Here is a 12327-nt window from a genome sequence, read left to right on the forward strand (position 1 = left end):
ATCACGCATGTGCTTCAACGCCCGCTGCACCAGGAAGAACGGCGCCTTCGCGTTCACCGCCATGATCCGGTCGAACGCCTCCGGCGTCGTCTCCTCCGGTTTCACCCCGCCCATCACCCCGGCGTTGTTCACCAGGATGTCCAGCGCGGGCGACCCGGTGCGCTCCCGCAGCCCCTCCTCCAACTCCAGGAACAACGCATGCACATCACCAGCGACACCCAGCTCCGCCCGCACCGCGAACGCCCGGCCGCCGTCCCTCTCGATCCCCTCGACGACCTCCTGCGCCGCCTCCTTACCGCTGGAGTAGTGGACGGCCACCAACGCGCCCTCCCGCGCCAGCCGCACAGCCGACGCCCGGCCCATCCCCCGGCTCGAACCCGTCACCAACGCCGTCTTGCCCGTGAGTCTGTTCATGTCCTTCTTCCGGTTCTTCGGGGCTGCGGTCACGGTCACGGACGACGGTTCGCCGAACCAGCGCCGCAGCGCGCCGGTGGCTTCCGATGCCGAGGTCCCGGCCCACGCCACATAGCCGTCGGGCCGTACGAGCAGGGCGTCGGTGTCCTCGGGGCCGCCGTCCGCGAGGCGGACCAGTTGCGACCAGGGCGCGGCGGCGGCGCGCAGCGCGGTGTCGCCGGGCGGCAGCACCAGCACGCCCCGACCGGAACGCAGCAGTTCGGTGCTGCCGACGGGGCTGCCGTCGACGGTGACCTCGCGGGGCGGCAGCCGATGCCCGCGGTCCGTGCCGTAGGCGATGTCGAGGCCGGAGATCATGCCGGCCAGCTTCGTGCGCACGTTCTCCAGCGGGATCAGCTCGGCCAGCACCTCGCGCAGGGCGTTCACCTCGGTGCCGCCGAGCAGCAGCCGGGCCTGGGCGGCGATGTTGCCGAGGACCCGGGCGCCGACCGGGTGCCGTTCGGCGTGGTAGCTGTCCAGCAGGCCCTCGGGGGCGCGCCCGGTGACCTGGGCGGCCAGCTTCCAGCCGAGGTTGACGGCGTCCTGAAGGCCCAGGTTGAGGGCCTGGCCGCCGATCGGCATCTGCCGGTGGGCGGCGTCACCGGCCAGCAGCAGGGGTCCGCGCCGGTAGGCGGTGGCCTGCCGCGACGCGTCGCCGAACGCGTTCACCCACAGCGGTGTGCCGGCGCCGATGTCCTCGCCCGTGACCCGCTTCCAGGCGTCCACGACATCGGTGAACTCCGGTTGACCGGGGCGCGGTCGGGCGCCGAACTCGTGCACCATCACCCGGGTCACGCCGTCGGGACGCCGGGCGGCGATGGCGAGTCCGGCCGGGAGCCGCTCGAACCGCCGGTTGGGTACGTCGATGCCCGCGACGTCGGCGCGCAGCAGCTCGCGTGCGGCGTCGGTGCCGGGGAAGTCGAAGCCGCCCAGGCGGCGCACGGCGCTGTCCTCGCCGTCGCAGCCCACCAGGTACGCGGCCCGGAAGAGCGCCGTCCGCCCGTCCGGACCGCGCACCTCGGCCTCGACGCCTTGGCCGGTGACCGTCACTCCGGTCAGCCGGTGGCCGCGCCGGACGTCGGCACCGAGGCGGGCGGCCCACTCCCCGAGCAGCTCCTCCAGCCGGGTCTGCGGGACCTTCCACTGGCCGGGGTACGGGCCGGGCAGGGTGAGGTCGAGCGGGAGTCCGCCGAAGTGGCCGCGCGGCTCGGCCGGGATCTCGCCCAGCGGGTCCAGCAGGCCGCGTCCGTCGAGGATCTCCATGGTGCGGGCGTGCAGGGTGGACGCCCGGGACTCCGTGGTCGGCGCGTCGAGCTGCTCCAGGACCACGACGTCCGCGCCGCCGAGCCGCAGCTCACCGGCGAGCATCAGCCCGACCGGACCCGCGCCGACCACGAGCACCTGAGTGGTGATGCGGTCCTGAGCCATGGTCAGGCCCTGGCTTCCGCGTAGTCCTTGGCGTGGCCGAGGGTGGCGCGGCTGTTGGTGCTCAGCGCGTCCCGTACGAAGTTCTTCGCGTCCTCGACGGTGGCGTCGTCACCGAGGATCTTCGTGATGTTCGCGGTGTTGACGGTCACGGTGTGCTGCGAGGAGGCGGCGACTCCGTCGGCGGTGTCGGCGAACGTCCAGTAGCCGGTGTGCAGGGTCATCAGCGCGGGCAGCGTGACCTGCTTGTAGGCGATCTTCCGGTGCGGGAACGTCACCCGGTACGACTTGGTGGTGTGCGTCGAGCCGTCCTTGGCGCGGGTGTCCATCTCCAGCGACTGGAGGCCGGGGGTGTCCTCCTCCAGTCGTACGGTCGCCACGTGCGGCAGCCGCTCGGACCACCGGTCGGCCTCGTTGATGAAGTCGTAGACGTCCTTGGCGGAGCCGGCGATGTGCACGGTGTCCTCGAAGGAGAAGGTCAGGTCCTCGGCGGCGTGGGCGAGTTCGACGTTCTTCTTCAGCGCGGCCAGCTCGGAGCGCGAGTTGCGGTCGACGGCCTCGTCGATCCAGGCCAGGCCCTCGGGGTCGTCGTCGACGGCGCGGTAGTCGTGCAGCAGCCGTACCCGGGACTCGGCCGGTGAGACGGGCTCGATGATCCAGGTGCCGCCCATCGCGGCGACCGGCGGGGTGCTGACCTCCTGGCGGAACTCGATGCGCAGCTTCGCCGGGTCGAGGACGCGGCGCGAGGTCCAGTTCTTGGCCTCGCCGTTGGCGGTGGCCCAGATGCGGATGCGCTCGGTGTTCCCGTCCTGTTCGACGTGGTCGACGTGGATGGTGGGCGGGAAGATCCGCGGCCAGTTGCGTACCTCGGCGATGAGACGGTAGACGGCCTCGGCCGGTGCCGAGACGGTGATCGCGTGCTCGACCTCACGGGTGGTCATCGTGAACTCTCCTTGGGCAGGGGGTGGTTCGGGGATCAGAAGTTGCCGAGGCCGCCGCAGACGTTGAGGGCCTGCGCGGTGATGGAGGCGGCGGTGTCGGAGGCCAGGTAGCCGACGAGGCCGGCGACCTCCTCCGGCGTGGAGTAGCGGCCGAGCGGGATCTTGGCCTGGAACTTGGCGAGGATCTGCTCCTCGGTGCTGTCGTAGGCGGCGGCGTAGCCCTGGCGGACCCGCTGGGCCATCGGTGTCTCGACGTAGCCGGGGCAGACCGCGTTGACGGTGATGCCGGTCGGGGCGAGCTCGTTGCCGAGCGCCTTGGTGAAGCCGACGACGCCGTGCTTGGAGGCGGAGTAGGGGGCGCCGAGGACCACGCCCTGCTTGCCCGCGGTGGAAGCGATGTTGATGATCCGGCCGCGGCTCTTGTGGCGCATGCCGCCGGTGTTGAGGACTTCCCGGGTCATGCGGAAGACGCTGTTGAGGTTGGTGTCGATGACGTCGTGCCACAGCTCGGCGGGGATGTCGGCGGTGACGCCGCCGCCGCTGCGGCCCGCGTTGTTGACCAGCACGTCGACGGTGCCGAAGCGGTCGACGGCGGCCCGTACGAAGGCCAGGACGCTGTCGTCGGAGCGCACGTCGAGGGTGGTGCCGTCGACGTCCAGGCCTTCGCCCTGGAGCTGCTTGACGGTCTCGGCGACGTTCTCGGCGTCGCGCGCGCCGATGAACACCTGGTGGCCCTGGGCGGCCAGCAGGCGGGCGGCGGCGAGGCCGATCCCGCTGGTGGCGCCGGTGACGAGGGCGACCCGCTTGTCCTGCTGCGACATGGGTGACTTCTCCAAAGGCTGTGAGGACGTGAGGACTTGAGGACGTGAGGACTTGAGGGCGTGCGGAAAGGGCGCGGCCGCCGTGCGGGGGAACACGGCGGCCGCGCCGGGGAGGGGGCCGAAGCCCCGGGGGTCAGGGAGCGACGAGGGTTTCGAGCTGGGTGTTGATGGCGGTGACGAGCGAGCGCGGGGTGCGGTTGTCGGTGAAGACGTCGTCGTCCAGCGATATGCCGTACTCGCGCTCTATTCGGCCGCCGGTCTCCAGCAGGGCCAGCGACTCGTAGCCCAGCTCCTCGAACTCCGTGTCGAGGATGTCGCCGTCGAGGTCCACGCCCTCCTCGGCACCGGCGCCCTCCAGGAGAATGCGCTTGAGGTCCTCGATGGTGAAGGTCCGCTCGGACATGGGTGTGCCTTCCTTGTCTCGCGCCGAGGGGCGCGCCGATGTACTGCATGACGAGTACCCGCCGCCGGGTGGCGACGGGCACTTCGGGGCGGGCGGCCGGAGGTCAGTCGACCTCGCGGACCACCACGGCGGAGTTGAAGCCGCCGTGGCCGCGGGCGAGGACGAGTGCCGTGCGCACCGACGCGGGCCGCGGCTGCCCGACGACCAGGTCGATGTCGTAGGCGGGCGCGCACTCCACGTTGGTGGTGGGCGGGATGATGCCCTCGCGGATTGCGAGCACCGCGGAGACCACGTCGACCGGGGCGGCGCCGGAGTAGAGCCGGCCGATCATCGTCTTCGGCGCGGTGACCGGGACGCCGCCGGGCCCGAAGACCGCGGTGATCGCGTCGGCCTCGGCACGGTCCAGGTCGGGCGTGCCGGCGCCGTCGGCGAAGACGACGTCCACGTCCGCGGCCGCCGCTCCGGCATCGGCCAGCGCCACCTCGATGGCGCGGCGCAGCCCGGGCTCACGGCCGCTGCCCGGCTTCGGGTCGAACGTCGCGCCGTAACCCGCGATCTCGCCGTAGAGCGTGCGCGCGCCGCGCTCGCGGGCGGTGTGCTCGTCCTCCAGGATGAGCAGCGCCCCGCCCTCGCCCGGCACATAGCCATTGGCGTCCGCGTCGAACGGGAGGTACGCGCGCTCGGGATCGGTCCGGGTGGACAGCCGGCCGCCGGCGATCTGCGCGACCCAGCCCCAGGGGCAGATCGAGGCGTCGAAGCCGCCGGAGAAGATCAGCTTGCTGCCCTTGCGGATCTGCCGGCGTGCCTGCGCGATCGCGTCGAGGCCGCCCGCGTGGTCGCTGACGACGACACCGCTGGGTCCGCGCATCCCGTTGCGGATGGAGATCTGGCCGCTGTTGACGGCGTAGAACCAGGCGAAGGACTGGTACGCGCTCACGTACTGGCTGCCCTGGCTCCACAGCTTCTTCAGCTCGTTCTGGCCGAACTCGAAGCCGCCGGAGGTCGACGCGGTGACCACGCCCATGTCGAACTCGGGGATGTCCCCGGGCCGTACGTCGGCGTCCTCGAAGGCGCAGTCCGCGGCGACCAGCGCGAGCCGGGTCATCCGGTCGGTCTGCGGGAGCAGCCTGCTGGGCAGGTGGTCCGCGGCCTCGAAGCCGGTGATCTCCCCGGCCAGCCGGGCCGGGTAGGAGGACGCGTCGAAGCGGGTGACGGGACCGATCGCGTTCTTGCCCACGCGGGTCGCGGCCCAGAAGTCGTCCACCCCGAGGCCGTTGGCGGTGGCGACGCCGATGCCGGTGATCACTGCCCTGGCGGTCATGCCGCGCTCCTTTCCGGACGGGCCAGCACCATCGCGCTCTGGAACCCGCCGAAGCCGCTGCCGACCGTCAGTACCGCGTCGGTGCGGTGCTCGCGCGCGGTGACCGGGACGTAGTCGAGGTCGCACTCCGGGTCGGGAGTGTGCAGGTTCGCGGTGGGCGGCACCACGTGGTTCTCCATCGCCAGCACGGACGCGGCGATCTCGATCGAGCCGATCGCGCCGAGCGAGTGCCCGACCATCGACTTGATGGAGCTGACCGGCGTGCGGTGGGCGTGGTCGCCGAGGCTGAGCTTGAACGCCGCCGTCTCGTGGCGGTCGTTCTGCTTGGTGCCCGAGCCGTGGGCGTTGATGTAGTCGATGGACTCGGGGTTCATCCGCGCCTCGGCCAGCGCGACCCGGATCGCCTCGGCCATCTCCCGGCCGTCGGGCCGCAGACCCGTCATGTGGAAGGCGTTGCAGCGTGAGGCGTACCCGGCGATCTCGGCGTAGACATGGGCGCCGCGCCTGGTGGCGCTCTCCAGTTCCTCCAGTACGAAGACGGCCGCGCCCTCGCCGAGGACGAAGCCGTTGCGGGTGCCGTCGAAGGGGCGCGAGGCGTGCTCGGGATAGTCGTTGCGCGGGGTGGTCGCCTTGATCGCGTCGAAGCACGCCATCGTGATCGGCGAGATCGGGGCGTCGGTGGCGCCGGCGATCATGACGTCGGCGCTGCCCTCGCGGATCAGCTCCACGGCGTGCCCGACGGAGTCGAGACCGGAGGTGCAGCCGGTGGAGACCACCGTGGCCGGGCCCTCGGCGCCGACCGCCCAGGCCACCTCGGCCGAGAAGGAGCTGGGCACGAAGTAGTTGTAGAGGTGCGGGGGCGCGTAGGTGTGGTCGACCAGGTCGAGTCGGCCGTCGTCGCTGACGACCCGGTACTCCTCGTCGAGTCCGGTGGTCGCGCCGACGGCGCTGCCGATGGTGACGCCCGTGCGGTGCGGGTCGAAGCCGGCCAGGGCCAGACCGCTGTCGGCCAGCGCCTCCCGGGCGGCGACGACACCGAACTGGGCCGCCCGGTCCATCCGGCGTATCTCCTGCGCGGTCAGTCCGTGCAGTTCGGGGTCGAAGTCGGCCTCGGCGGCCACCTGCGAGCGGAACGAGGAGGGGTCGAAGAAGGTGATGCCCCGGGTCGCCGTGCGCCCCTCGCTCAGCAGGCTCCAGAAGTTCTTGGCACCGATGCCGCCCGGCGCGAGCACGCCGACCCCGGTGATGACAACGCGACGGCTCACTGGGCGTGGCCTCCCTTCCTGTCGGTGGTCGGCGGCGTCACTGAGCGGCCGACCAGTTGTAGAAGCGGGTGGCCATCGCGTCCTTCGGGGACCGCCAGGTCGCCGGGTCGTAGGCCTCGATGTACGGCTTGAGGTCCTGGCTGATCCCGACGAACCGGGGATCGGTCTTGGCCTCCTCGATCAGCTCGCCGCCGTTGTCCGTGTCGAAGTCCTGCAGATGGAAGTACAGGCCGTTGTAGGCGAACAGCTGGCGGCGGCGGGTGCCCATGCGATGGGGCATGTCGGTCCGGTCGAACTCGGCGAACAGGCGGCCGACTTCGGCGCTGGACGCCAGGTCCATGCGCGCCACGATGAGGGTGCTGTGCATGTCTTCTCTCTTCCGTTCTCGGGTCAGCGGCCCGCGTCGGGGCGGTAGAGGCGGATGAAGTCCGCCACGCCGGTGCTGATGAGCTGTTCCGTCTCGTACTCGGCGAGCGGCACCGCGCCGTGGAAGGAGCGCGCGACCACCCCGCCGGCGACGAGCTGGATGAAGCGGCCCGCGGCGCGGTCGGCGTCGGCGATGTCGAGCAGTCCGCGGTCGGCGACGCGCTGGAGGCGGCGGGCCAGCTCCCGCTGGGCCTGCCGGGGCCCGGCGGTCTGCCACATCTCCAGCAGACCGGCCGGCAGCCGGGCCGACTCGGCCTGCAGATGGCGCACGATGGCGAAGTGCTCGGGGAACGTGGCCAGTGGCGTCAGCCAGGCCCGGCCCAGCGCGACCAGGTCCCGCTCCAGGTCGGTGATCTCGGCCAGGTGGCTCTCCGCGATGACCGTCAGGGCCGCCGACAGCGAGGCGGCGCTGTCCAGCAGGACGGACAGCAGCAGCTGGTCCTTGTCCTTGAAGTAGTGCCCCACCAGCTCGGTTTCGAGGCCGGCCGTCTCGGCGACGGCCTCCAGGGTGCTGTGGGTCCAGCCGTCGCGGGCGAAGACGGCACGGGCCGCCTCCACGAGTGCGCGCCGGTCCTCCGCGGGGCCGGCCTGCGCGGGTACGAGGGTTGCTTCGGGCGTGGGCATGCGGTGCTCCTTCGTCAGAACGTGCGGATCACGCGACGGCCGCGGACCGGGACCGGTGTTCGCGGGCGAGCCGCTCCAGAACCGGCACGATCTCGGCCGGGCCCGGCGTGCCGAGCGCCTCCTCGTACAGGTCGGCGGCGCCGTCCTGGAACGACGGCTCGGTGAGGACCCGGAGGATCTGCTTCTTCAGCTCGTCCATGGTGGTCGTCTCCCGGTCCACCAGGACGCCCGCGCCGCGCTCGGCGACGTACCGGGCGTTGTCCAGGAAGTCGCCGAAGTGCTTGGGGATGACGATCTGCGGGACCTTGTGCGCGGCCGCGGCCGCGTAGGTACCGCCGCCCCCGTGGTGGATGATCGCCGAGCAGGTCGGCAGCAGCTCGCCGAGCGGGATGTAGTCGACCGTACGGACGTTGGCGGGCACCGTGCCTGCCTTGTCGAGCTGTACGGAGTTGAAGGTGGCGACGACCTCGACGTCGAGGTCGCCGAGCATCTCCAGGAGGGCGGCGATCGAGACGCCGTGGTTCTCCTGGAAGAACGTGCGCCCGCTGGCGCCGAGGGTCAGGCAGATCCGGGGGCGCTCGGGCGGGGTGCTCAGCCAGTCGGGCACGACGGCCGGACCGGCGTAGGGGACCCGGCGCAGATTGATGGTGCGCAGGCCGGTCGCCTCGGTCGCCGACAGCCGGGGCGGCATGAGGTCGACGGTCCACTGCCCGGTCAGCAGCTCCTCGTCGAACTCCTGCCCGAGGCGGTCGAGCGTCGGCCGCATCACCTGTCGTACGAGGTCCTCGTCGACGCCCGAGGCCGGGTCGGCCAGCGCGTCGAGGAACCGGCGGCGCAGCCAGCCCATGCGGTCCAGGCCCCACAGCACCCGGGCGTGCGCGGCCCCGCAGGCGCGGGCCGCGAGCGGCGAGGCCAGCACGAGCGGGTCCCACAGCACCAGGTCGGGCCGCCAGGCGCGGGCGTGGGCGATGAGGTCGTCGGCGAAGGCCTGGCCGCCCGCGCCGACCGGCTCCTGGGAGTAGTAGAGGGTGAAGGCCGCGAGGACGAAGTTGCGGATGTGGCCGCGCTTGTCGGCGTCGTCGGTGCCCAGGGCGAGGGCCTCGGTGATCCGCTCCAGCCGCTCGTCCTGGCCGGTGGCATGGACGGCGGCCGGGATGTTCACGTTCTCGCCGGCCGGTACGGCGGTCAGCCCGGCCGCGTTGATGTGCTCGACCATGCTGGGGTGGCTCGCCACCCGCACCTCGTGTCCGGCGTTGTGCAACGCCCAGGCGAGGGGCACGTTCGGGGTGAGGTGGGTGGGTGCGGGCATCGTCGTGATCAGGACGCGCATCGATCGGTCTCCGTGGGGTGAAGGGGGTTCAGACCCGGTAGGGGCGACTCAGCCGGGCGTCGTGGAGCGAGGCCGCCCACCACTTGAGCTGGTCGAGCATGACCTTGGCCGCCCCGCTGCACCCGGGGCCGTCCTTGGGCAGTCCGTCGGAACCGAACTGGTCCCACACGTCCATGAAGCTGACCGAGTCCCGCAGGGTCACCGCGTGCAGTTCGGCGAAGACCGGGTGGAGCTGCTCGATGGCGCGCAGGCCGCCGGACCGGCCGCCGTAGGACACGAACCCGATGGGCTTGGCGCGCCACTCGGCGACGTGCCAGTCGATGGCGCTCTTGAGGACGGCCGGGTAGGCCCGGTTGTACTCGGGGGTCACGACGACGAACGCGTCGGCGGCGGCCAGCCGCGGGCTGACGGAGGACAGCTGCCGCTCCGCCTCCTCGTTCGGCGGCCGGGTGATCATGACGGGCAGCTCGGCCGTGACCAGGTCGATCACGTCGACCTCGAAGTCGCCGTACTGCTCGGCCTCGCGGACGAACCACTGGGCGACCAGGGGACCGGACCTGCTGTCGTTGCCGCAGGTGGTGAGCACCGCGAGGCGCAAGGGCCGGGTGGACATGGGCGGACACCTTTCGGATGGGGCGGGAACGGTCAGGAGGCGAGCAGCGGCTCGGTGAACCTCAGTGCGGCGGGCTCGAAGCGCAGTGCTCCGTGGCCGGCGGCGACGCGGACGTCGCGCCAGACCCGGTTCAGCGGCTGGGTCTCGCGCTGGCCCCGGGTGCCGGCCTCGGCGAACACCCGCTCGACGGCGCCGGCCAGCAGGTCCACCGCGAGGGCGCTGTCCAGGGAGGCCCGCCGCAGCCGGTCGTCGTCGTGCAGTCCGAGGTCGGCGTTCTCGGCCACCCGGGTGAGCAGCAGGGTCGCCGCCTCGACCTCGCCGGCCGCGCGGGCGAAGCCGGTCCGGGCGCTGTCGCGGGCCGGCAGCGCGGCGGCGGCGAGCTTCAGGGCGCCGCGGGCCGCGCCGAGGACGGGCGAACCGAAGGTCAGCCCGTTCACGGCGAACAGCGGCGCGGTGTGGAACGGCTCGCGGGACACCGCGGGACGGCCGAGGAACATCTCGTCGCGCGGGAAGGACCGGTGGTCCGGGACGAAGACCTCGTCCAGGGTCAGCGAGTGGCTCCCGGTGGCCCGCATCCCGGTCGTGAACCACGACTCGGTGATGCCGTAGTCGGGGCGGGGTACGGCGAAGAAGCGCGCGCCGTTCCCGTCGTCGGCCAGCAGCAGGGCCCAGTCGGAGAACTCGATCCCGCTGACGTAGGGCCAGTCGCCGGTCAGGACCCAGCCGCCGTCCACCGCGCGCACGCCGCCCCGGGAGACGAAGCCGACGACCACGAGGGTGTCGGGTCCCTTCGCCCACACCTCGGCCTGGCCGGCCGCGGGCAGGTAGCCGGAGATGCGGGCGCCCTGCGCCATCAGCGAGGCGACCCAGCCCGCGGAGGCGCAGCCCTCGGCGACCGTGGCCACCGACTCCATGAGCTCGGTGAAGCCGACGGGTGCGCCGCCGAGGTGCTCGGGCACGAAGCGGCGGGCGAACCCGGCGGTGATCAGGGTCTCGACGACCTCGTCGGAGAGCCTGCGGTCGGTGTCGGCCGTGGCCGCGTGGCGGGCCGCGACCTCGGCGGCGGTCTCGGCCGCGGACAACAGGCCGGTCAGATCGGGCATCGGGCCATTACCTCCGGAGTTCGGATGCGGAAGAGCGGGGTGCCGCGGTCCGTGCCGGGCGGCGCGGGCGCAGTCCGGTGAGCGCGACCAGCAGCCCGAGGGCCGAGAGCACGGCGACGAACCGCAGGGCCGCGCCGTCTCCGGAGCGCTCGGAGAGGACCGCGACCGAGGAGACGGTCACGGCGGCGCCCGTCTGGACCGCCGCCTGGAACACGCCGCCGGCCATCGGCCGCAGCTCGGCCGGGACTCCGGACGCGGCCTGCATGTTCAGCGGGGCGAAGGCGAGCACGAAACCCGCCCCCACCAGCAGCAGCGTGGGCAGCACATCGACGGCGTACGACTGTGGCGGGTGCTGCCGGGGATAGACCAGGTAGCCGAGGAACGCGAGGAACGCGCCGGCCGCGATCAGCGGCGGACCGCCGAACCGGCGCACCAGCCGCCCCGACCGGAGCGAGGTCAGCGCCAGCGGCAGGCTCGCGGGCAGCAGGGCGAGCGCGGTCACCGGTGGCGACCAGCCTTGCCGTGCCTGCAACTGGAACGTGGCGACGAACAGCAGTCCCAGATAGGAGCCGTTGAACGCCGCGCCGCCGAGCGCGGACCTGATGAGCGGACCGTTGGTGACCGCGCCCGCCTCGACGAGCGGTCGCGGCGAGCGTCGCTCGACGGCCGGGAACGCGGCCGCAAGGACCGCGAGGGCGGCCAGCGCGATGCCGGTGCGCAGCGCCGAGCCCGCCGAGACGATGGCGCAGACGAGGGCGGCCGACGCGCCCGCGAGGGCCGTCGCCCCCGCCGCGTCGAAGCGTCGCGGGCCCGCGGCGGCCGGACCCGTGGGGCCGGCCGGGATCAGCCGCAGGCAGAAGGCGAACAGCACCAGGACGGCCGGGGCCGGGAACGCCAGCGTCCAGCGCCAGCTCACCGAGGTGAGGACGCCGGACAGCAGGAGGCCCGCGGTGAACCCGCAGGCCCCGAAGAAGGAGTAGACGGACACGGCCTTCTGGCGTGCCGGGCCCTCCTCGAAGGCGGTGCTGATGATCGCCAGCCCGGTGGGCGCGGTGAGCGCCACGCAGAAGCCCTTGACAAAGCGGGTCGCGGCCAGCAGTTCGGGGCCGCCGGAGAGGGCCCCGACCACGGAGGCTGCCGCGAACAGGAGCAGCCCGGCCAGGTAGACCCGGCGCCGGCCGAGCAGTTCGACCAGCCGGGTGCCGAACAGCATCAGACCGCCGAAGCCGAGGGCGAAGGCGGTCATCGTCCACTGCACCGCCAGGGGAGTCAGACGCAGGTCGGCCGCGATCGAGGGCATGGCCACGACCAGGGTGGACACTTCGAGCGCGTCGATGAGCATGTTGCCGGCCAGCACGAACAGCAGGCCCTGGCGGCCCGCGTCGGTCGCGGTTGTCATCCCGGGCTCAGCCGAGGAGGGTGCCGCCGGTGGCGTCCACGAAGGACCCGGTGACCCAACGCCCGTCATCGGAAGCCAGGAAGGCCACCACGTCCGCGATGTCCTCCGGCTCCCCCACCCGACCGAACGCCGACAACTGGGCCATCTGCTCGACCACTTCGGGCATCCCGAACACCGGGTTGTCGTTGCGCGTGATGCCCGGA

Annotated in this window: 13 protein-coding genes; all 13 read right to left on the reverse strand. The window is 72.5% G+C overall.

Features of this window, described 5'->3' with window-relative positions:
* A partial coding sequence (locus MQP27_RS50525; RefSeq protein ID WP_242779384.1) for an SDR family NAD(P)-dependent oxidoreductase occupies positions 1-1881 on the reverse strand: 1881 nt, incomplete at its 3' end.
* Between the two features lie 2 nt (positions 1882-1883).
* Complete coding sequence (locus MQP27_RS50530; protein WP_242779387.1) at positions 1884-2819, reverse strand: aromatase/cyclase; 936 nt, start codon at positions 2817-2819, stop codon at positions 1884-1886.
* A gap of 35 nt (positions 2820-2854) precedes the next feature.
* Positions 2855-3640: a 3-oxoacyl-ACP reductase FabG gene (gene fabG / locus MQP27_RS50535; RefSeq protein WP_242779390.1), complete on the reverse strand. Its 786-nt coding sequence runs from the start codon at positions 3638-3640 to the stop codon at positions 2855-2857.
* A gap of 133 nt (positions 3641-3773) precedes the next feature.
* The gene (locus MQP27_RS50540; RefSeq protein WP_242779393.1) at positions 3774-4043 is read right to left on the reverse strand and encodes an acyl carrier protein; all 270 of its coding nucleotides are present in this window, start codon (positions 4041-4043) and stop codon (positions 3774-3776) included.
* 103 nt (positions 4044-4146) lie between these two features.
* Positions 4147-5364 (reverse strand): ketosynthase chain-length factor, encoded by a 1218-nt coding sequence (locus MQP27_RS50545; protein ID WP_242779396.1) that lies wholly within the window; start codon positions 5362-5364, stop codon positions 4147-4149.
* A complete protein-coding gene (locus MQP27_RS50550; protein ID WP_242779399.1) occupies positions 5361-6629 on the reverse strand; it encodes a beta-ketoacyl-[acyl-carrier-protein] synthase family protein in 1269 nt (422 codons plus the stop codon). The genes MQP27_RS50545 and MQP27_RS50550 overlap by 4 nt, the downstream gene beginning before the upstream one ends.
* 37 nt (positions 6630-6666) lie before the next feature.
* Positions 6667-6996: a TcmI family type II polyketide cyclase gene (locus MQP27_RS50555; protein ID WP_242779402.1), complete on the reverse strand. Its 330-nt coding sequence runs from the start codon at positions 6994-6996 to the stop codon at positions 6667-6669.
* 23 nt (positions 6997-7019) lie between these two features.
* Entirely contained in the window at positions 7020-7679 is a 660-nt protein-coding gene (locus MQP27_RS50560; RefSeq protein WP_242779405.1) for a TetR/AcrR family transcriptional regulator C-terminal domain-containing protein, read from the reverse strand.
* Between the two features lie 28 nt (positions 7680-7707).
* On the reverse strand, positions 7708-9009 hold the full coding sequence (locus tag MQP27_RS50565) for an activator-dependent family glycosyltransferase (RefSeq protein WP_242779408.1): 1302 nt from the start codon (positions 9007-9009) through the stop codon (positions 7708-7710).
* Between the two features lie 28 nt (positions 9010-9037).
* Positions 9038-9622, reverse strand: a complete 585-nt coding sequence (locus tag MQP27_RS50570) for an NADPH-dependent FMN reductase (protein WP_242779411.1) — start codon at positions 9620-9622, stop codon at positions 9038-9040.
* A gap of 32 nt (positions 9623-9654) precedes the next feature.
* Positions 9655-10725, reverse strand: a complete 1071-nt coding sequence (locus MQP27_RS50575) for an acyl-CoA dehydrogenase family protein (RefSeq protein ID WP_242779414.1) — start codon at positions 10723-10725, stop codon at positions 9655-9657.
* Positions 10726-10732: 7 nt separating this feature from the next.
* Positions 10733-12124, reverse strand: coding sequence for an MFS transporter (locus tag MQP27_RS50580; protein WP_242779417.1), 1392 nt, complete (start codon positions 12122-12124; stop codon positions 10733-10735).
* Positions 12125-12131: 7 nt separating this feature from the next.
* Positions 12132-12327, reverse strand: a 196-nt coding sequence (locus tag MQP27_RS50585) for an SDR family oxidoreductase (RefSeq protein WP_242779420.1), incomplete at its 5' end; no start/stop codon positions are given.

The organism is Streptomyces cylindrosporus (assembly GCF_022698165.1).
GTDB lineage: Bacteria > Actinomycetota > Actinomycetes > Streptomycetales > Streptomycetaceae > Streptomyces > Streptomyces cylindrosporus.